The organism is Paraburkholderia jirisanensis (genome assembly GCF_054782355.1).
The window spans coordinates 137,574-156,452 of record NZ_BAAGSQ010000007.1; the positions used below are offsets into that span (position 1 = coordinate 137,574).

The 18,879-nt window shown below is 63.7% G+C and carries 18 protein-coding genes and 1 pseudogene; 5 read left to right on the forward strand and 14 right to left on the reverse strand.

Translation table 11 applies throughout. From position 1 onward, the window contains the following. Nucleotides 1-2: 2 nt before the first annotated feature. Both ACYVNQ_RS05515 and ACYVNQ_RS05520 read left to right on the forward strand, forming a co-directional pair. A pseudogene (locus ACYVNQ_RS05515) lies at nucleotides 3-1,748 on the forward strand (M61 family metallopeptidase); the annotation flags it as partial. A 426-nt stretch (nucleotides 1,749-2,174) separates the two neighbouring features. Beyond that, nucleotides 2,175-2,771, forward strand: coding sequence for an FMN-dependent NADH-azoreductase (locus ACYVNQ_RS05520; protein ID WP_460901263.1), 597 nt, complete (start codon nucleotides 2,175-2,177; stop codon nucleotides 2,769-2,771). A 133-nt stretch (nucleotides 2,772-2,904) separates the two neighbouring features. On the opposite strand, the gene ACYVNQ_RS05525 is transcribed toward ACYVNQ_RS05520, so the two are convergent. The 8 genes from ACYVNQ_RS05525 to rpe all read right to left on the reverse strand — a co-directional run bounded on the left by ACYVNQ_RS05525 (nucleotide 2,905) and on the right by rpe (nucleotide 10,483). Further along, nucleotides 2,905-3,753 carry a uracil-DNA glycosylase gene (locus ACYVNQ_RS05525; protein ID WP_460901264.1) on the reverse strand — a complete coding sequence of 283 codons (849 nt, stop codon included), beginning with the start codon at nucleotides 3,751-3,753 and terminating at the stop codon, nucleotides 2,905-2,907. 168 nt (nucleotides 3,754-3,921) lie between these two features. After that, the gene (locus ACYVNQ_RS05530; protein ID WP_460901265.1) at nucleotides 3,922-4,566 is read right to left on the reverse strand and encodes a CYTH domain-containing protein; all 645 of its coding nucleotides are present in this window, start codon (nucleotides 4,564-4,566) and stop codon (nucleotides 3,922-3,924) included. Between the two features lie 93 nt (nucleotides 4,567-4,659). Beyond that, entirely contained in the window at nucleotides 4,660-5,445 is a 786-nt protein-coding gene (gene trpC, locus ACYVNQ_RS05535) for an indole-3-glycerol phosphate synthase TrpC (RefSeq protein ID WP_460901266.1), read from the reverse strand. 36 nt (nucleotides 5,446-5,481) lie between these two features. Then, the gene (trpD, locus tag ACYVNQ_RS05540; protein WP_460901267.1) at nucleotides 5,482-6,510 is read right to left on the reverse strand and encodes an anthranilate phosphoribosyltransferase; all 1,029 of its coding nucleotides are present in this window, start codon (nucleotides 6,508-6,510) and stop codon (nucleotides 5,482-5,484) included. A gap of 33 nt (nucleotides 6,511-6,543) precedes the next feature. Next, nucleotides 6,544-7,149, reverse strand: coding sequence for an aminodeoxychorismate/anthranilate synthase component II (locus tag ACYVNQ_RS05545; protein ID WP_460901268.1), 606 nt, complete (start codon nucleotides 7,147-7,149; stop codon nucleotides 6,544-6,546). Nucleotides 7,150-7,163: 14 nt separating this feature from the next. Continuing rightward, entirely contained in the window at nucleotides 7,164-8,657 is a 1,494-nt protein-coding gene (gene trpE / locus ACYVNQ_RS05550; protein ID WP_460901269.1) for an anthranilate synthase component I, read from the reverse strand. A 382-nt stretch (nucleotides 8,658-9,039) separates the two neighbouring features. Beyond that, nucleotides 9,040-9,768, reverse strand: a complete 729-nt coding sequence (locus ACYVNQ_RS05555) for a phosphoglycolate phosphatase (RefSeq protein ID WP_460901270.1) — start codon at nucleotides 9,766-9,768, stop codon at nucleotides 9,040-9,042. 31 nt (nucleotides 9,769-9,799) lie between these two features. Further along, nucleotides 9,800-10,483 carry a ribulose-phosphate 3-epimerase gene (rpe, locus tag ACYVNQ_RS05560; RefSeq protein WP_460901271.1) on the reverse strand — a complete coding sequence of 228 codons (684 nt, stop codon included), beginning with the start codon at nucleotides 10,481-10,483 and terminating at the stop codon, nucleotides 9,800-9,802. Between the two features lie 205 nt (nucleotides 10,484-10,688). Here rpe and apaG point away from each other — a divergent pair, with 205 nt between their 5' ends. Further along, nucleotides 10,689-11,063 (forward strand): Co2+/Mg2+ efflux protein ApaG, encoded by a 375-nt coding sequence (gene apaG / locus ACYVNQ_RS05565; RefSeq protein WP_460901272.1) that lies wholly within the window; start codon nucleotides 10,689-10,691, stop codon nucleotides 11,061-11,063. An 87-nt stretch (nucleotides 11,064-11,150) separates the two neighbouring features. Here the strand turns inward: apaG and ACYVNQ_RS05570 are convergent, their stop codons facing one another. Beyond that, nucleotides 11,151-11,435, reverse strand: a complete 285-nt coding sequence (locus ACYVNQ_RS05570; protein WP_460901273.1) for a hypothetical protein — start codon at nucleotides 11,433-11,435, stop codon at nucleotides 11,151-11,153. On the opposite strand from ACYVNQ_RS05570, the gene mltA reads away from it, so the two are divergent. Next, nucleotides 11,356-12,600, forward strand: coding sequence for a murein transglycosylase A (gene mltA, locus ACYVNQ_RS05575; RefSeq protein ID WP_460901274.1), 1,245 nt, complete (start codon nucleotides 11,356-11,358; stop codon nucleotides 12,598-12,600). The two genes, ACYVNQ_RS05570 and mltA, sit on opposite strands and share 80 nt — an antisense overlap. A 305-nt stretch (nucleotides 12,601-12,905) precedes the next feature. On the opposite strand, the gene paaK is transcribed toward mltA, so the two are convergent. The 5 genes from paaK to paaN form a co-directional block, all read right to left on the reverse strand. Continuing rightward, nucleotides 12,906-14,210, reverse strand: coding sequence for a phenylacetate--CoA ligase PaaK (paaK, locus tag ACYVNQ_RS05580; protein WP_460901275.1), 1,305 nt, complete (start codon nucleotides 14,208-14,210; stop codon nucleotides 12,906-12,908). Between the two features lie 94 nt (nucleotides 14,211-14,304). Then, complete coding sequence (gene paaI / locus ACYVNQ_RS05585; protein ID WP_460901276.1) at nucleotides 14,305-14,766, reverse strand: hydroxyphenylacetyl-CoA thioesterase PaaI; 462 nt, start codon at nucleotides 14,764-14,766, stop codon at nucleotides 14,305-14,307. Between the two features lies 1 nt (nucleotide 14,767). Next, complete coding sequence (gene paaG, locus ACYVNQ_RS05590; RefSeq protein ID WP_460901277.1) at nucleotides 14,768-15,559, reverse strand: 2-(1,2-epoxy-1,2-dihydrophenyl)acetyl-CoA isomerase PaaG; 792 nt, start codon at nucleotides 15,557-15,559, stop codon at nucleotides 14,768-14,770. 124 nt (nucleotides 15,560-15,683) lie between these two features. Beyond that, nucleotides 15,684-15,857, reverse strand: a complete 174-nt coding sequence (locus tag ACYVNQ_RS05595; protein ID WP_460901278.1) for a hypothetical protein — start codon at nucleotides 15,855-15,857, stop codon at nucleotides 15,684-15,686. 111 nt (nucleotides 15,858-15,968) lie between these two features. Then, nucleotides 15,969-17,660, reverse strand: a complete 1,692-nt coding sequence (paaN, locus tag ACYVNQ_RS05600; protein WP_460901280.1) for a phenylacetic acid degradation protein PaaN — start codon at nucleotides 17,658-17,660, stop codon at nucleotides 15,969-15,971. Between the two features lie 136 nt (nucleotides 17,661-17,796). Here paaN and ACYVNQ_RS05605 point away from each other — a divergent pair, with 136 nt between their 5' ends. Next, nucleotides 17,797-18,573: an enoyl-CoA hydratase gene (locus tag ACYVNQ_RS05605; RefSeq protein WP_460901281.1), complete on the forward strand. Its 777-nt coding sequence runs from the start codon at nucleotides 17,797-17,799 to the stop codon at nucleotides 18,571-18,573. Nucleotides 18,574-18,879 lie beyond the last annotated feature (306 nt).

The window sequence follows — 18,879 nt, forward strand, 5'->3', positions numbered from 1 at the left end:
CGATGAAGCCGATCCGCTACACCATCGTCCCGAAGCAACCCGCCGCTCACCTGTTCGAAGTCACCGTCACGGTTGACGATCCTGATCCGGCGGGCCAGCGCTTCATGCTGCCGGTGTGGATTCCGGGCAGCTACATGGTGCGCGAGTTCGCGCGCAACATCGTCACGCTGCGGGCAGTCAACGATGCGGGCCGCAAGGTGCGCATCGAAAAAACCGACAAGCACACGTGGCAGGCCGCGCCGGTGAAGGGCGCGCTGACGTTGCGCTACGAGGTCTATGCGTGGGATATGTCGGTGCGCGCCGCGCATCTCGACGATACGACCGGCTTCTTCAACGGCACGAGCACCTTCCTTTCGCCGCTGGGGCACGAGAATGCGCCGTGCGTGGTCGATATCCAGAAGCCGGACGGACCCGCGTACCGCAACTGGCGCGTCGCGACCGCGTTGCCGGAAGCGCGCGGCACGAAGCGCTATGGCTTCGGCGAATACCAGGCGCAAAACTACGACGAACTGGTCGACCATCCGGTGACGCTCGGCGAATTCGCGCTTGCGAGCTTCGACGCGCACGGCGTGCCGCACGACATCGTGATCGCGGGCCGCGTGGTCGGGCTCGATATGGCACGCCTGCAGGCGGACCTGAAGCGCATCTGCGAGGCGCAGATCGCGCTGTTCGAGCCGCGCTCGAAGAAGGCGCCGGTCGAACGCTATGTGTTCATGACGCAAGCCGTCGCCGATGGCTACGGCGGCCTCGAGCATCGCGCGTCGACGTCGCTGATCTGCAATCGCTCGGACTTGCCGGTGGCGGGCCGCGACGAGATGACCGACGGCTACCGCACCTATCTCGGCCTGTGCAGCCACGAGTATTTCCATACGTGGAACGTGAAGCGCATCAAGCCGGCGGCGTTCGCGCCGTACGACCTGACGCGCGAAAACTACACGTCGCTGCTGTGGCTGTTCGAAGGCTTCACGTCGTACTACGACGACCTGATTCTGGTGCGCTGTGGCGCGATCAGCGAAGCGGACTATCTGACGATGATCGGCAGGACGGTCGCCGGTGTGCTGCGCAGCAGCGGGCGGCTCAAGCAGACCGTCGCCGAGAGTTCGTTCGATGCGTGGGTCAAGTATTACCGGCAGGACGAGAACGCGCCGAATGCGATCGTCAGCTACTACCAGAAGGGTTCGCTGGTGGCGCTGGCCTTCGATCTGACGATTCGGGCGCAAACCGGCAACCGCCGCTCGCTCGACGATGTGATGCGTCTGTTGTGGCAGCGGTATGGACGCGATTTCTATCGCGGCAAGGCGCTGGGCCTCGAGGAGGGCGATGTCGAGGCGCTGTTTGCCGAGGCGACCGGCGCCGATCTGAGCGAGCTTTTTGCGAACGGCGTGCACGGCACGCGCGACTTGCCGCTCGCCGAACTGCTCGCGCCGGCCGGCATCGAGCTTGCGCCGGAGCTCGCGCCGAACGGCAAGCCGTCGCTCGGCGTGCGCGTGCGCGGCGGCGCGGATTGCACGTTGACGGCGGTGCACGACGGCAGCGCGGCGCAAAAGGCCGGCCTGTCGGCAGGCGACGTGCTGATCGCGATCGACGGCCTGCGCGTGACGGGCGCCAACCTCGATACGCTGCTCGCGCGTTATGTGGCGGGCACCAAGGTCGAGATTCATGCGTTTCGGCGTGATGAACTGCGGGTGGTCTCGCTGAAGCTCGATGGGCCGGAGGTCGTGCGTTACAAGCTGACCGTCAAGGATGAGACGGGCAAGGGCGGTAAGGGGGCCAAAGCGGTTAAGGGTGCCAAAGCAGAGCCAGGCAAATCCGGCAAAAGCGCCAAGATCGATAAGAACAGCGAAGCGGCGCGCAGCTGGCGCGCCGGCTGGCTCGGGCGCTGACGCTTTTCGGCGGTTGCCGGGCGGCGTAGCCGCTCGCGCGCCGCCCCCCGTGCTTTTCATCGATCTTTTCATCGACCGTTCGGACAGCGAGCGGACCTCGGGCAGCGGCGCCGTCAGGGCCACCACGGCCCGTTGCGCCGCCTCGCCGATTCCCGACGGCCACTCCACACAGTCCGATTGTTCTGCTGTTGCAACAATCCGTCGCTCCCGCGCTACTTTTTCGCGGCGCCGTAAAAAAACACAATGCTCCCACTCGCGCAACTTGCGCATGTCCAAATCCGGGAGTTAAAGATGACCACGATTCTGCAAATCAATTCGGCGGCTCGTACGCAAGGTGCGCAGTCGACGCTGCTTGTCAACGAACTGACCGCGAAGCTGCAACAATCCAATCCGGGCGCGAAAGTCGTGACCCGCGATCTGTACAACGACGCACTGCCGCACCTCGACGACGCGATCCTCGGCGCATTCTTCACGTCGGCCGAGCAGCGCACTGCCGAGCAGCAGGCCATCGCGTCGCGCAGCGAAGCGCTGATCGCCGAGCTGATGGCGGCCGACATCGTCGTGATCGGCGCGCCGATGTACAACTTCGGCATCTCGTCGCAACTGAAGACGTATTTCGACTTCCTCGCCCGTGCAGGCATCACGTTCAAGTACGGCGCGAACGGTGCGGAAGGCCTCGTGAAGGGCAAGAAGGTGTATGTGGTGTCGGCGCGCGGCGGCAAGTATCTGGGTACGCCGGGCGATTCGCAAACGCCGTATCTGAGCACCTTCCTCGGCTTCCTCGGCATGACCGACGTTTCGTTCATCTACGCGGAAGGCCTGAACATGGGCCCGGAAGCCGCAGCGGCGGCCTTGGCCGGCGCGCGCGAAGCGATCGCCGCAGCCTGAGGCTGACTGTTCGGGGTGCCCGCTGGCTGTACACGGCGGGCGTCCGATACCAAAACGCCGCGGAACACAATTCCGCGGCGTTTTTCTTTGTGTGTTCGATCTCGGTGATCGATCGTCGTCAGGACTGAGTGCGTTATGCGAACGTCTGCGCTTCTTCAGGCAGACGCCAGTCGATCGGCGCGCGTCCGTTTGCCTGCAGATAGTCGTTGGCGAGCGCGAAATGCCGGCAGCCGAGAAAGCCACGATGGGCGGACAACGGCGACGGATGCGGCGCCTCCAGCACGCAATGCGGCCGGCCGCCGAGCAGCGCGCGCTTGGCCTGCGCGTGCGCGCCCCACAGCATGAACACCAGATGCTCGTGACGCAACGCCAGTTCGTGAATCAGCGTGTCGGTGCATTTTTCCCAGCCGCGTTTGGCGTGGCTGGCGGCGTGGTCGCGCTCCACCGTCAACACGGTGTTGAGCAGTAGTACGCCCTGTTTCGCCCAGGTGTCGAGGCAGCCGTGACGCGGCGACTCATAGCCGAGGCTCGCCGCGATTTCCTTGAAGATGTTGCGCAGCGAAGGCGGCGGACGTACGGCTGGCGGCACGGAGAACGCGAGCCCATGCGCTTGCGGCGTGCCGCGGTCTTCGCCGTGATATGGGTCCTGGCCGAGGATCACGACTTTGACGTCGTCCGGGCTCGTCAGACGCAGCGCGCGGAACACGTCGGCTGGGTAGACGGTTTTGCCCGCTGCGCGTTCGCCGTCGACGAAGCTGCACAGCGACGCATAGGTGCCGCTTTCGATGAACGGCCGCAGATGGGCGCGCCAGGCGGGCGGTAACGCGTCGAATTGGGCTTCGAGCGATGCTGCGGGCGTGGCGGATGGAAGCGGCGGTGTATCGGCGGCGGTTGCCGTGGATGGGGTCGCCGCGGCTGCGGTTTCATCGCCGAACAAGGAGCCTTGCTGCGATGAAGAGCGTGAACGGGTAGCGGAAGTCATGGCCGAAGAGTGTCGCAGCTAATGCGCGTCGGCTCAAGGTGTTCGCGACGATTGCGTGCGGTGCGCGCTGCCGCGAAGCGGCTGAGTGAGCCCTGAGCCTCGCCCGCCGCGCGGTACAGGGGGCGAAGACTGCGCGCTCCGATTCGCGCCGGCACGAAGTGGCCGCTGCTACGCTGCTGCGCCCGCGCCGTTCTCGCGCAGCCGGTACCCGCGTTGCGCCTTGCTGACGTCGTCCGGCATGAGCCCCGGCACGCTTGCGCCGAGTTCCGCCGCCAACGCATGCAGCGCTGCTTCGTCGCCGCGCTTCAATTCCAGCTCGACTTCGCTGATCGGCGCGCGGCGTGTCTCACCGTCTACCTGCGCAACGACTTCCCCTTGATCGATCGCGGCTTCGATATCCGTGTCGTCGTGCACCACATGCCACAGCGTCCGTGTGAAATTCGTGCGGAACAGTTCGACGAGTTGCGGCGCCGCGTTGCGCAGTGCCGTCGCCGCAGTGGGATCGTCGCACGCTTGCAGCAGCGCATCGATTTCCAGCGCCGGGCCGGCCACCGGAATTTCCCACTCGTGCCGGCTGTGCAAACCGGCGTGCGCCTCGCCGACCGTCTTGAACGTCTGCAGCCAGCCGTCCGGCGTGCGGCGCAGCCGCAGCGCGCTCTTCGAGCGGGCCAGCGTCAGCGCAGGCGTGTCGAAGTACAGGTTGTCTAGCATGATCGGCCGTCCCGCTGCGCCGGTGCGCGCGGCGAACCACCGCGCGGCCGTCTCTGCCTGCGCGGGCGGCAGCGCTAGCTTGATTTCGCGTTCGATACCCATCGTGAACCTCGTGTTGACTCGTCTCAGCGTGCATGGCGCACGCGGCGGGCGGCGCGTGGCACATGACGTACCACCGCGCCGCGCCGCGCCATGTCAGAAAAACATCCGCGCGAGCTCGGTGCCCGGTTCTTCCGCGCGCATGAATGCCTCGCCGACCAGAAACGTATTGACGTCCATCGCGCGCAGCCGCTCGACGTCGTCGCGCGTCAGAATGCCCGACTCGGTGACGACGATCCGCTCGTCCGGAATCATCTCGAGCATGCCGATGGTCGTGTCGAGCGAGGTTTCGAACGTGCGCAGATTGCGGTTGTTGATGCCGATCAGCGGCGTGTTCAGCGTCAGCGCTTCGACCAGCTCGTTCTTGTCGTGCACTTCGACCAGCACCGCGAGGCCCAGCGAATGCGCGAACGCCTCGAGGTCCTGCATCTGTGTGGTTTCGAGCGCGGCGGCGATCAACAGGATCGCGTCGGCGCCCATCGCGCGCGCTTCGACCACCTGATACGGGTCGATGATGAAATCCTTGCGCAGCACCGGCAGAGCGCACGCGGCGCGCGCTTCTTCGAGGTACGCGGCGCTGCCCTTGAAGAACTGCACGTCGGTCAGCACCGATAGACACGCTGCCCCATGCTGCGCATACGAACGCGCGATGTCGGCCGGCACGAAGTGCTCGCGGATCACGCCTTTGGACGGGCTCGCCTTTTTCACTTCGGCAATCACCGCCGGCATGCCGGCCGCGTGTTTGGCGCGCAACGCGCCGACGAAATCGCGTTTGTCACGTGCCGACGCTTCTAGGCGCAGCTCTTCGAGCGGTGCGCTCAGCTGCGCGGCGCGCACTTCCTCGCGCTTGACGTCGATGATGCGTTCGAGAATATCGCTCATAGGTAGCTCGCTGCGAAAATCAGAAATCGGGAAGGGTCAAGACTTGAATTGCTGCGTGAAGCGGACCAGTTCGTCCACCTTCGCGCGGGCGCGGCCGCTGGCGATCGTCTCGCGCGCCAGCTCGATGCCGTTCGCGATCGACGGCGCCACGTTCGCCGCATACAGCGCCGTGCCCGCATTCAGCACGACGATCTCGCGCGCGACGCCCGGCTTGTTGTCGAGCGCTTCGAGCAGCATCGCCTTCGATTCGTCCGCGTTGGCCACTTTCAGCGTGCGGTTCGACACCATCTGCATGCCGAAATCCTCGGGGTGAATCTCGTACTCGTGCACTTCGCCGTCGCGCAGTTCGCCGACCAGCGTGGCGGCGCCGAGCGACACTTCGTCCATGCCGTCCTTGCCGTACACCACCAGCACGTGGTTCGCGCCGAGCCGCTGCATCACGCGCACCTGAATGCCGACGAGGTCCGGGTGAAACACGCCTTGCAACTGGTTTGGCGCGCCGGCCGGATTGGTCAGCGGCCCGAGGATGTTGAAGATGGTCCGCACGCCGAGCTCGCGGCGCACCGCCGCGATGTTCTTCATCGCCGGGTGATGGTTCGGCGCGTACATGAAACCCATGCCGGTCTGCGCGATCGATTCCGCCACGCGCGCCGGCGACAGATCGATATTGACGCCGAGCGCCTCAAGCACGTCCGCGCTGCCCGATTTGCTGGAGATGCTGCGATTGCCGTGCTTCGCGACTTTGCCGCCGGCGCCGGCGGTGACGAACATCGTCGCGGTCGAGATGTTGAAGGTATGTGCGCCGTCGCCACCGGTGCCGACGATGTCGACGAAATTCGACGCGTCGGGCACTTCGACGTGATGCGCGAACTCGCGCATCACCGTGGCCGCCGCGGCGATCTCGCCGATCGTTTCCTTCTTCACGCGCAGGCCCGTTAGGAACGCCGCGGACTGCACCGGCGACATCTCGCCGCGCATGATGAGCCGCATCAGATGCAGCATCTCGTCGTGGAAGATCTCGCGGTGCTCGATCGTGCGCTGCAGCGCTTCTTGTGGGGTGATCATGGGGTCTCCTCGAGAGCGGGGTCGATCGTGCGCCTATGCGCCAACCTGTGCACCTGATCGTGCAGCGGCCGCTTTCGACTGCTTGATGAAATTCTCGAGCAGCGCGTGGCCGTGTTCGGACAGGATCGATTCCGGATGGAACTGCACGCCTTCGACCGCCAGGGTCTTGTGGCGCACACCCATGATTTCACCGTCAGGTGTCCACGCGGACACTTCGAGGCAGTCGGGCAGCGATTCGCGTTCGATCGCGAGCGAGTGATAGCGCGTGACGGTGAAATGCTTCGGCAGGTCGGCGAACACGCCTTTGCAGTCGGTTTCGATCTCGCTGACCTTGCCGTGCATGATGCTCTGCGCGCGCACCACGCGGCCGCCGAATGCTTCGCCGATTGCCTGGTGGCCGAGGCACACGCCGAAAATCGGAATCTTGCCGGAGAACGTGCGCAGCACGTCGAGCGTGATGCCCGCATGCTGCGGATTGCTCGGCCCCGGCGACAGGCAGATGCGCGCCGGGTTCAGCTGCGCGATCTGTTCGAGCGTGATTTCGTCGTTGCGATAGGTCCGCACGTCCTCGCCGAGTTCGCCGAGGTACTGGACCAGGTTATAGGTGAACGAGTCGTAGTTGTCGATCATCAGCATCATGGTCTTTCTCCCGGTCAGAAGTCGCTGTCGAGGCCGTCTTGCACCTGCTCGGCGGCACGCAATACCGCGCGTGCCTTGTTCTCCGTCTCCTGCCATTCGGATTCGGGCACCGAATCGGCCACCACGCCCGCGGCCGCCTGCACGTACAGATTGCCGTTGCAGATCACGCCGGTGCGGATCGCGATGGCCAGGTCCATATCGCCGGTGAACGACAGATAGCCGACCGCGCCGCCGTACAGGCCGCGTTTGACCGGCTCGAGCTCGTCGATCAGTTCGAGCGCGCGCACCTTCGGCGCGCCGGACAGGGTGCCGGCCGGGAAGGTCGCGCGCAGCACGTCGAAGTTCGTGATGCCCGGTTTCAGCTTGCCCTCGACCGAGCTGACGATGTGCTGCACATGCGAGTACTTTTCGATCGCCATTTTGTCGGTGACGACCACCGAGCCGATCTGCGCGATGCGGCCCACGTCGTTACGCGCGAGGTCGATCAGCATCACGTGTTCGGCGATTTCCTTCGGGTCGTTCAGCAGTTCGGTGGCGAGTTCGGCGTCGCGCTCCGGCGTGTTGCCGCGCGGCCGCGTGCCGGCGAGCGGGCGGATCGTGACGATGCGGTCTTCGTTACGCTTTTCCTGGCGCACCAGAATTTCCGGCGACGAACCGACCACGTGGAATTCGCCGAAGTTGTAGAAGTACATGTACGGCGACGGGTTTAGCGAACGCAGCGCGCGGTACAGCGACAGCGGATTGTCGCGATACGGCTTGGTCAGACGCTGGCCGACCTGCACCTGCATCAGTTCGCCGGCGGCGATGTATTCCTTCGCCTTGCGGACCGCGGCGAGGTAATCCTCTTTGGCGAATTCGCGATAGATCTCGGTGCGCATGCTGGCCGACGTGACCGGCGGCGCCACCGATGCGCGCAGCCGCTGGCGCAGTTCGCGCAGCCGCTGTTTGGCGCGGGTATAGGCTTCCGAGGTGGTCGGGTCGGCGTAGACCACGAGGTACAGCTTGCCCGCCAGATTGTCGATGACCGCGACTTCCTCGGTGAGCAGCAACTGGATGTCCGGCAGGTTCAGATCGTCTGGCGGCGCGCTGTGGGCGAGCTTCTTCTCCATATAGCGCACCGCGTCGTAGCCGAAGTAGCCGGCGAGGCCGCCCGCGAAACGCGGCAGGCCCGGGCGCTGCGCCACCTTGAAGCGGCCCTGGAACTGCTGGATGAATTCGAGCGGATCGCCTTCGTGCGTTTCGACGACCTTGCCGTCTTTCACCACTTCCGTCACGCCCGCGCGGGTGCGCAGCAGCGTGCGCGCCGGCAGACCGATGAACGAATAGCGGCCGAAGCGCTCGCCGCCCACCACCGATTCCAGCAGGAACGAGTTCGCGCCGTTGCGTTCGGCTTGCGCGAGCTTCAGGTACAGCGACAGCGGGGTTTCGAGATCGGCCAGTGCTTCAGCGATCAGCGGAATGCGGTTGTAGCCCTCGTTGGCGAGAGACTGGAATTCGAGTTCGGTCATGTTCCGATCCTGTTCGTACGTCCGGCCGCGACGGCTTCGGACAAAGCGGGGGCGTTGCGCTGCCGGTCAGGCGGATAGACGAACAAGTCGAGACTGACCGGCGCGCGCTTTCCCGGCGATGCACCACAGCATTCAATGCAGACCGCGAATGTACATCACGTACACAGCGGCCACCATGAACGGTGGCGACGCAAGCTGGAAAACAGGAAAGCGCATCGTGCGCAGCGAACCAAAAACGTGCTGAAGCCACAGTACGAGCTTCAGCGCACCTCAGCGAGAGGTTAGCGCGACCAGCGACGCCAGGGCCATGCTCCCCGGTCGATGCTGCTCAGACTCCGTTTTTTGTTCAGAAACATGAGAGGGATGTTTGGGTCAGTTCGTATCAGGCGATGGGTGCCGCCTGGTTGTGTGCTGCGATGGCCTTGGCGGCCTCCAGCAGGGTTCCAACTATACCATCCGATTTGATGGTTTGCACAGCCTGGCCATGGTTGTAGCCGTAGGGCAGCGTCAAGGTGGCCATGCCCGCGGCGCGGCCCGCGATGGCGTCGTTTTCCGAGTCCCCGATCGCAACCGTCGCCTGCGGCGGCACCTGCATCGCTTCGCAGGCAGCGAGCATCGGGAGCGGATCGGGCTTCTTCTTCGCGAGGCTGTCGCCGCCGATCACGATCGTGAACCGGTCGAACAGGCCGTATTGTTTGAGCAGCTCAATCGCGAAGCGGTGCGGTTTGTTGGTCACGCACGCGAGCTTGAGGCCCGCGTCGCGCAGTGCGGCGAGGCCCGCTTCGACTTCGGGATACAAGCGCGTGTGCAGACCGTTGATCTTCGCGTATTCCGCCTGATAGATCGCCAGCGCTTCGTCGAAGCGTTCCTGCGCGTGGTCGGTCTCGAAGCGCGGCGCAAGCACGCTGCGGATCAGATGCTCGGAGCCCTTGCCGACATAGCCCATCACCTCTTCGCGCGAGGTTTCTTCCGCGTCGAGCTGCGCCAGCATGCCGTTCAGGCCGGCGGTGAAGTCGTCGGCGGTGTCGATCATCGTGCCGTCGAGGTCGATGATCGCCGCGACGATGCGCGGTGCGGAGAGGACCGGGGCGGCGTAGCGGGGCGTCGTCATGTCTGTGTCGGTGTTGGGGTCGCTTGGGGGATCAGTGCTCGATGCCGGCGAGGGCCGTGCGCATCTCGCCGATGATGGTCTTGTAGTCCGGGTGACCGAAGATCGCCGATCCGGCCACAAAGGTGTCCGCGCCGGCGGCGGCAATCTGCGCGATATTGTCGATCTTCACGCCGCCGTCCACTTCGAGGTGGATCTGGCGGCCGGTCTTGTCGCGGTAGGCATCGATGCGCTGGCGCGCTTCGCGCAGCTTGTTGAGCGCTTCGGGAATGAACGACTGGCCGCCGAAGCCCGGATTCACCGACATGATCAGCACCAGGTCGACGCGGTCCATCACGTGATCGAGATAACTGAGCGACGTGGCCGGATTGAACACGAGGCCGGCCTTGCAGCCGTGATCGCGAATCAGCGTCAGCGTGCGGTCGATATGGTCCGACGCCTCCGGGTGAAAGCTGATCACGTTGGCGCCGGCCTTGGCGAAGTCCGGCACGATACGGTCCACCGGGCGCACCATCAGATGCACGTCGATCGGCACCTGCACGTGCGGGCGGATCGCCTCGCACACGAGCGGGCCGATGGTCAGGTTCGGCACGTAATGGTTGTCCATCACGTCGAAATGGATCCAGTCCGCGCCGGCGGCGACCACGTTGCGGACTTCTTCACCGAGGCGCGAAAAATCCGCGGACAGGATGCTGGGGGCGATGTGAAATTGCGTCATGAGCTTGGCCGGGCGGGGAGCGAAGCGGGTATTTTACCGTCACATGGGCGCATCGGCCTTGTCGCGATCGGAATGCGCGCGGTTGCGGGCGTGCGCTTCCTCAAGCAGAATGCCAAAGCAGCAAGACCACCCCCCAGCCGATGTGCTGCGTCCCTTGCGAACGTGCTTGCACGGGCCGCGCTATCTTGAATCAGGCAAAACCAGGATGAGCCAGTACCAATTCAGTGTGTCTTCGGAGGTGCGTTATCTGCCCGACGAGTCGGACCCGGAACGCCACAAGTATGCGTTCGCCTACACGCTGACAATCCGCAATACCGGGCAAGCGCCCGCGCAGTTGATCGCTCGCCATTGGGTCATTACCGATAGTGAAAGCCATGTTCAGGAAGTGAAAGGGCTTGGCGTGGTCGGCCATCAGCCTTTGCTGAAGCCGGGCGAACAATTCGAATACACCAGTTGGGCGGTGATCGCGACGCCCGTCGGTACAATGCGGGGCGAGTATTTTTGCGTGGCCGAAGACGGCGAACGCTTCGATGCGCCGGTGCCTGAGTTCGTGTTGCGCATGCCGCGCACGTTGCATTGACGCGGCGCGGTTCGTTCGGGCTTATGTGGGTTGTTTCGCTTGTTTCTGCTGCTTCGCCTGTTTCGCTCGCGCGCTGGGTAGGGTCGGCTAGCGGTGTTGCGGTGGTTGCTGCGTTGCCTGGGCGGATTGTGCTGCTTTTGCGCCTTGTGCCGGTTGGGCGCCTTGTGGTGCCTGGGCCATTTGTGCCACTCCCCGCTGCGGGTCGGCGGGGTTTTGCTGCCGTTGTTGCTTCTCGCGCTTTTCGCGCTCTTCGCGGGCGACTTTCTTCTTGCCGGATGCGGTCCATACCACGATGAAGATCAGCAGGGACAGCGCTAGAAGCGATTCCAGCGCGAAGATGAGCATCGGATATTCGTCGAGCAGATCAGACATGGCGGTTTCCATCAAGAACGAACATTGTATGCGGTTTGCCCGCGCGGTCGCGCTGTGGGGCATGACGGTTGCGGTTGCGGCTTTCCTTGCGGCGTGCGGCGGCGGCGGTGCGGTGCGGCCGGCAGCGCCGACCGGCGCGGCGCTGATTCCCGGCCAGATCGCCGCCACGCGGCTGACGCCAGTGGGATGGCAGCAGGTGCCGGGCTGGCAGGACGATTCGCTGATCGGCGCAACGGCGGCGTTGCGACAGAACTGCGTGCGGCTCGCACGTCAGCCGAACTGGCAGCGCGCTTGCGGCGCCGTGACGCAGATTGACGATCTGGACGTGGCGGCTGCGCGGAGCTTCTTCGAAACCTACTTCACGCCGTTCCAGTTCTCCAATTCCGACGGCACGCTGGATGGTCTCGTGACCGGGTACTACGAGCCGTTGCTGCGCGGGTCGCGCGTGCGGCACGGCGTGTATCAGACCGCGTTGTATCGCTGGCCGTCGGGATACCGCCCGGGTGCGGCGCTGCCGCCGCGCGCGCAGCTCGAGCGAACGGGGGCGCTGAACGGCAATGAGCTTGTGTGGGTGGACGATCCGATCGAAGCGTTTTTCCTGCAGGTGCAAGGGTCGGGACGCATCGTGATGGAAGACGGCAGCGTGATGCGGGTGGGCTTCGGCGGTACCAATAATCAGCCTTACAAATCGATTGGACGCTGGTTGCTGGACCAGGGTGAAATCACGCCGGCGCAGGCGACCATGCAGGGTATCAAGGCGTGGGCGCGGCAGAATCCGACGCGGGTCGACGCGTTGCTCGATACGAATCCGCGCTTTGTATTCTTCCGTGAAATGGTGGCGTCGGAGCCGGCGTCGGCGGGGGCGGCAGGGTCGGCAAGCGGTGCGGATGGGCCGATCGGCGCACTCGGCGTGCCGCTGACGCCGGAGCGGTCGATTGCGGTCGATCCGTCATCGATCCCGCTAGGCACGCCCGTGTTTTTGCAGACGACGCGACCGTTGACCAATGCGCCGATGAATCGTTTGGTGTTTGCGCAGGATACCGGGAGTGCGATCAAGGGCGGCGTGCGGGCGGATTATTTCTGGGGACTGGGCGATGAGGCGGGGGATCTGGCCGGCAAGATGAAGCAGACCGGGCGGATGTGGTTGCTGTTGCCGAATTCTTGAGGGTGGGGGCGGGTGGTTTGAGGTTGTGGTAGCGGTGGTGGTGGTAGCGGTGGCGGTGATTTGGTGATCGGTGTGGTGGTGGCTGTGCTTGTTCTCGTGCTCGTGCTCGCGCCTTTGCTCCTGTTTGTACTTGTCTCGCGGGCGGGGTCTGGCGATGTTTGCTGTGGCGGCTACTGGCTACTGGCTACCGGCTACCGGCTACCGGCTACCGGCTACCGGTCGCCGTGGCCGTTGCGGTGGCCTTTGTCGATAGGCCGCGACCACCGTATCGCCAGCCCGCGAATCGTGCATTCATGTTCGCCGTGTCAGGCGGGCGTCTTCCGCTTGTCGATCACCCTGCGTGCCTTGCCGACTGAACGCTCGATACCGTTCACCGCCAGCACCGCAACGTTGGCCGTCACGCCGATCAATGACTTGACTTCGTAAGCGAGCGCGTCTCGTGCCGCGTGTAGCACCGCGGTGTCGGGCGCGGTTTCTGGACAGGGTTCGACATTGATCGTCATCACGTCGAGTGGACCTTCCTTCGTCAGGACGATCTGGTAGTGTGGCGCCAGTGCGTGCTGCTTCAACAGCAGTTCTTCGATCTGCGTGGGGAATACGTTGACGCCCCGCACGATCATCATGTCGTCGCAGCGGCCCGTGATCTTCTCCATACGACGCATCGTGCGCGCGGTGCCGGGCAGAAGCCGGGTGAGATCGCGCGTGCGGTAGCGGATGATCGGCAATGCCTCTTTCGTCAGCGACGTGAATACGAGCTCGCCCAGTTCGCCGTCGGGCAATACTTCACCGGTTTCAGGGTCGACCACCTCTGGGTAAAAGTGGTCTTCCCAGATCGTCGGGCCGTCCTTGGTGTCCACGCATTCTGACGCGACGCCCGGCCCCATCACTTCAGACAGGCCATAGATGTCGACGGCATCGATTCCCATCCGTTGTTCGATTGCGATGCGCATATCGTTGGTCCACGGCTCAGCCCCGAAAATGCCGATGCGAAGCGAGCAGCGCGCCGGATCGACGCCTTGCCGCTCGAACTCGTCCGCAATCGACAGCATGTAGCTCGGTGTGACCATGATGATGTCCGGGCGGAAGTCCTGGATCAGTTGAACCTGCTTCTCGGTCTGGCCGCCGCCGAACGGGATCACGGTGAGACCGGCACGCTCGGCACCGTAGTGCGCACCCAAGCCACCGGTGAACAGCCCATAGCCATAGCTGATGTGAACCTTATCGCCGGGTTGCGCGCCTGCGGCACGGATCGAGCGTGCGACGAGGTTGGCCCATGTGTCGATGTCGCGTGCCGTGTAGCCGACGACGGTGGGTTTGCCCGTCGTGCCGGAAGACGCGTGGATCCGCGCAATACGCTGCTGGGGCACGGCGAAAAGGCCGAAGGGGTAGTTGTCGCGCAGGTCTTGCTTGGTAGTGAACGGGAAGCGGGCAAGATCGGACAATGTCTTCACGTCGGCCGGATGGACGCCGGTTTCGTCGAACTTGCGCCGATACACCGGCGAGTTTTCGTAAGCGTGCGTGAGCGACCATTTGAGCCTGTCGAGTTGCAGCGCGGCGAGTTCGTCGCGGCTCGCGGTCTCGATCGGTTCGAGCGGGAGCGTAGCGGTCATTGAGCGTCTCCTTATGTCGTCACTGTGGCGCTCTTGGTGGGTGCGCGCGAAGTGGTGCGTTAATGCGGTTGCTTGCGGCTGCTTGCGGCTTCGGTCAATCGCCCACGGGGATCACAGTGCCTTTGATTTGCGCGGATTTGCCGCGGAACATCGCCACGGTCTCGTTTGCCAGGTTGGTGATGCGGATATCGTAGATGCCGTTGCGGCCGCTTAAGGTTTGCTCGACGGCTTCGGCGATCAGCGTGTCTCCTTCGGGCACCGGGCGTAGAAACTCGATCGAGCAGCCTGCGGCGACTGTGTTCACGTTGTGCGAATTGCACGCGAACGCGAAAGTCGAGTCGGCAAGTGTAAAGATCAGTCCGCCGTGGCAGATGCGATGGCCGTTCAGAAAGTCGGCGCGCACTTTCATCTGCATGCGGGCGTAGCCGGCGCGTACCTCGAGCAGTTCCAGGCCGAGCGAGTGGCTGCATGCGTCGGCGCGATACATTGCGTCGGCGGTTGCGCGCGCCAGATCGTCGGGCAATAGCGGTACGTTCGGTTCGCGATGCGTCGACATGTCAGCGTCCCTCGAAGCGCGGTGCGCGTTTCTCGATGAACGCGCGCACGCCCTCGGCATAGTCGTGCGACGCGCCCAGTTCACGCTGCAGGTCGCGCTCGAGATCGAGCTGCTGGTCGAGCGTCTGGGTTGCGCCCTGCCGCATCGCCAGTCTGGTTGCGACGATCGCGCGCGTAGGCTGCTGCGCTAGCTGTGCTGCAAACGCTGCGGCCGTGCTGGCCAGGTCGCCATCTTCGACCACTTGCCAGACGAGCCCCCAGCTTTCAGCTTTTTCAGCGCCAAGCTTGTTGCCGGTGAGGGCCAGCCCGAGCGCTCGAGCCATCCCAACGCGCTTTGGCAGGAACCATGTGCCGCCCGAGTCCGGGACGAGACCGATCTTCACGAACGACTGAATGAAGCTTGCGGAGCGAGCGGCGAGCACGAGATCGCAAGCGAACGCGAGATTTGCTCCGGCGCCCGCCGCAGTGCCATTGACTGCGGCGATGACGGGTAGCGATAGCGCCTGCAACCGCCTGATGAGCGGGTTGAACTGTTGGTCGATCAACTCGCCGAGATCGGACATCGCGCCGGGCGTAAAGTCTAGGTCTGCCAGATCCTGTCCGGCGCAAAAGCCTCTGCCGGCGCCGGTGAGGATGAGCGCACGCGCATCGGACGATGCGATCTCGTCGAGCGCCGCAGCGAGTTCGGCATGCATCGCACGCGTGAAACTATTGAGTTTGTCCGGGCGGTTGAGCGTGATAGTTGCGACGCGGCTTGCCGCATCGCTTGATACGCGGATCATTTCATACGACATTGATCGCCTCCTCGTCTCCATGAACTGCTGATGCGGGTAGCCACATTGGCCGGGCTTGATACGTGGCGCGCTGGACGCGCGCCACGGCCGTCTTGCAGCGGGGCGCGGCGCCGCGCCCCGCTGTCTAAATGCGCTCGATCATGAGCGTGATGTCTTCGTCGTCGAAGCTCATCGTGCACAGCGCATTGCGCCGGCCGGTGTGCTCGAGGAGAAAGATCGCGGTGGCGATGAGCCGTGCCCCAGCCTCAACGTGGGCAAACGGCCTATCGATCGCGTCGCAAACAGATGTATTGGTCATGTTGAAACCCCTGCGAATTAAGGGCCCGCGGAAGTGCGACCCTTGATTGCATGTTATCTGGCCGTGTATTGGTGCGTAAGTCGACCAGACGGCATATGCCGTTCGGCTGACTTACGCCGGCACCACTTTGGGTTCAACATGAACACGGCTTTGAACGACGCGAAAACGATTCGCGACGAACGCCGCATCGGTGAGCGCTGCGTTCGCTGCCGGATTGGCGCCGGTCCCGTGAAAATCGGAAAACGCAGCAGACTGGTTGACGAATACACCGCTCGTAAGGTTGATCGAAAGCGCAACGCCGCCGCGAATCGAGGCTTCGTGCGCTGCTTCGACAACCTGCTCGTCGGTGCTGTAGATGGAAAGCGTGAGCGCCCCATGCGCCGCCGCCGTGGTGCCGGCCAGATCGAGGGCATGCTCGGTCGAGTCAGTTGCGATCACGAAAGAGACTGGTCCGAACCACTCTTGTGTGAATTGGGCGGTATCGGTCGCGGCATCGAGTTGGACCATCAGCGGCGTGCGGACGCGCGCGCCAGGGAATGTGGGATGCTCGAGCGCGCGGCTGTCCAGCAGCGTCCGGTCAAGTTGTCGGGCTGCGTCGATGCGTTGCATGATGCGGTCGTTCTGCACCGCGCCAAGCAGTTCGACCGCCTTCGCCGGCTCTGCAAGCAGCTGTTCGATGGCACCTGTCAGCGCGCCTGCAACGGCGTCGAACGTCACGACGCCCTCGGCGGTCTTGATGCCGGCGCGTGGCACGTAGATGTTTTGCGGCGCAGTGCACATCTGGCCTGAATACAGCGCGAGCGAGAACGCAATATTGCGTGCTGCGGCCTTAAGGTTGTCCACCGAGTCGATCACGATCTGATTGACGCCGGCCTTTTCGGTGAACACGTGTGCCTGCTGAGCGTGGCGTTCGAGCCAGTTGCCGTTTTGCGTGCTACCGGTGAAATCGATCAGTTTGATTTCCGGGCGCTGGGCAAGATACTGGACGAGATCTCCGTCGTTGGGATCGGTGGCTAGCAGCGTGACGACATTCGGGTCGAAGCCTGCTTCGCGCAAGACGTCACGTGCGATGCGCACCGTGATCGCAAGCGGCAGGATAGCGCCGGGGTGCGGCTTGACGATCACGGTGTTGCCGGTTGCAAGGTCGGCAAACAAGCCGGGGTAACCGTTCCAGGTCGGAAACGTGCAGCAGCCCAGCACCAGTGCCGTGCCGCGCGGCACAATCGCGAAGCGTTTGCGCATCGCCAGCGGCGGGTTTTTGCCCTGCGGTTTTTCCCAGTGCGCTTCGGCCGGGACGCGGCGCAACTGGTCCCATGCATAGGCAACGGCTTCCAGTGCACGGTCCTGCGCGTGCGGACCGCCGGCCTGGAACGCCATCATGAATGCCTGGCCGGTTGTGTGCATGACAGCGTGACCAATCTCGAAACTGGCGAGGTTGAGCCGCGCGAGAATTTCAAGGCTTACGCCGACCCACGCCTCGGGCCCTGCTTCGCGCCACGCGCGCCTGGCATTCTCGGCTGCGCCAATCAACGCAGCAGGGTCGGACTTGGGGTAGCGGATGCCGAGCTGAAATCCGAACGGCGATCGTTCGGCGCCGACTGTCTCGCCAGTGGTTGGCTGGTCGAGCTCGAATGTCCGATTCAGCTGAGCTTTGAACGCGGCTTCGCCATCGGCACCAGCGGTTTGCCCGTACACTTTGGGGCTGGGCATTTCGGGGAATGGGCTCCAATAGCCTCGGGTTTCGATGGCGGCGAGCGCCTTTTGCAGCATGTCTTCATGCTTGCTGAAAAGCGGGTGTGTCATGGCAGAAGGGAGGCTCAGCAAAGGTGGAAGGGGTTCCGTTTAATAATTGACCGACCGGTTGGTTTGAAAATGGTAGCAATTGTTGACGGCGCGCGCGAGAGAAATTTCGCGCATTCAGTACAACCACGGAGGATGCATGGCTTACGAAAATATTCTGGTCGAGACGCGCGGCAGGGTTGGTCTCGTGACGCTGAACCGGCCAAAAGCACTCAATGCGCTGAACGACGCGCTAATCGACGAGTTGGGCGAGGCACTGCGCGGGTTCGATGCCAACGACGAGATCGGTGCCATCGTCGTGACGGGTAGCGAGAAAGCATTTGCTGCCGGCGCAGACATCGGGATGATGGCGAAGTACTCGTATATGGACGTGTACAAGAGCGACTACATCACGCGTAACTGGGAGGCCGTGCGCCAGATTCGCAAACCGGTGATCGCTGCGGTGGCTGGCTTCGCGCTGGGCGGTGGCTGCGAACTGGCGATGCTGTGCGACATCGTGATTGCAGCCGACACCGCGAAGTTCGGCCAGCCGGAAATCAAGCTCGGTGTCATGCCGGGTGCTGGCGGCACGCAGCGGCTGCCGCGCGCCGTGTCGAAGGCGAAGGCCATGGATATGTGTTTGACGGCGCGCTTCATGGATGCGAGCGAAGCTGAGCGTGCCGGTCTTGTGTCGCGGGTGGTGCCGGCGGCATCGCTGCTCGAGGAGGCGCTAGCAGCGGCCGCCACCATCGCTGAGTTTCCGTTGCCTGCAGTGATGATGGTGAAGGAGGCGGTGAACAGCGCGTATGAAACTACGCTTGCGGAAGGGGTGCATTTCGAGCGCCGTCTGTTCCACTCGTTGTTTGCCACCGAAGACCAGAAAGAGGGTATGGCCGCGTTCCTTGAGAAGCGCAAACCCGACTTCAAGCATCGGTAATTTGGCTTCTTCAAATAACGCTTGCGTGCGGCGCATCGAGTGTCTAGAATCTCGATCTTTCGCGCTTCGGCAAACGGGGTGCGAAAGGCGGGAGCGCCAGTAATGGCGGGGGTTTTCGCGGAGTGCAGCAGGTTAGGAAGTTAAAAAAACCTGTTGACGATGTGAGCGAAAGTCTGCATAATCTCGCTTCTCTGCTGCTGATGCGGCAGACACGAAACAGGCGGTAGCAGCGAAAGGCTGCTGTGCAGTTTAAGCCGGTTTTGTGACGCGATCTTTAACAATTCACAGCCGATAAGTGTGGGCATC

Coding starts and splice junctions, on each gene's coding strand:
- ACYVNQ_RS05520 (WP_460901263.1), top strand. CDS start 2,175: ATGACCACGATTCTGCAAATCAATTCGGCGGCTCGTACGCAAGGTGCG.
- ACYVNQ_RS05525 (WP_460901264.1), bottom strand. CDS start 3,753: ATGACTTCCGCTACCCGTTCACGCTCTTCATCGCAGCAAGGCTCCTTG.
- ACYVNQ_RS05530 (WP_460901265.1), bottom strand. CDS start 4,566: ATGGGTATCGAACGCGAAATCAAGCTAGCGCTGCCGCCCGCGCAGGCA.
- trpC (WP_460901266.1), bottom strand. CDS start 5,445: ATGAGCGATATTCTCGAACGCATCATCGACGTCAAGCGCGAGGAAGTG.
- trpD (WP_460901267.1), bottom strand. CDS start 6,510: ATGATCACCCCACAAGAAGCGCTGCAGCGCACGATCGAGCACCGCGAG.
- ACYVNQ_RS05545 (WP_460901268.1), bottom strand. CDS start 7,149: ATGATGCTGATGATCGACAACTACGACTCGTTCACCTATAACCTGGTC.
- trpE (WP_460901269.1), bottom strand. CDS start 8,657: ATGACCGAACTCGAATTCCAGTCTCTCGCCAACGAGGGCTACAACCGC.
- ACYVNQ_RS05555 (WP_460901270.1), bottom strand. CDS start 9,768: ATGACGACGCCCCGCTACGCCGCCCCGGTCCTCTCCGCACCGCGCATC.
- rpe (WP_460901271.1), bottom strand. CDS start 10,483: ATGACGCAATTTCACATCGCCCCCAGCATCCTGTCCGCGGATTTTTCG.
- apaG (WP_460901272.1), top strand. CDS start 10,689: ATGAGCCAGTACCAATTCAGTGTGTCTTCGGAGGTGCGTTATCTGCCC.
- mltA (WP_460901274.1), top strand. CDS start 11,356: ATGAAGATCAGCAGGGACAGCGCTAGAAGCGATTCCAGCGCGAAGATG.
- ACYVNQ_RS05570 (WP_460901273.1), bottom strand. CDS start 11,435: ATGTCTGATCTGCTCGACGAATATCCGATGCTCATCTTCGCGCTGGAA.
- paaK (WP_460901275.1), bottom strand. CDS start 14,210: ATGACCGCTACGCTCCCGCTCGAACCGATCGAGACCGCGAGCCGCGAC.
- paaI (WP_460901276.1), bottom strand. CDS start 14,766: ATGTCGACGCATCGCGAACCGAACGTACCGCTATTGCCCGACGATCTG.
- paaG (WP_460901277.1), bottom strand. CDS start 15,559: ATGTCGTATGAAATGATCCGCGTATCAAGCGATGCGGCAAGCCGCGTC.
- ACYVNQ_RS05595 (WP_460901278.1), bottom strand. CDS start 15,857: ATGACCAATACATCTGTTTGCGACGCGATCGATAGGCCGTTTGCCCAC.
- paaN (WP_460901280.1), bottom strand. CDS start 17,660: ATGACACACCCGCTTTTCAGCAAGCATGAAGACATGCTGCAAAAGGCG.
- ACYVNQ_RS05605 (WP_460901281.1), top strand. CDS start 17,797: ATGGCTTACGAAAATATTCTGGTCGAGACGCGCGGCAGGGTTGGTCTC.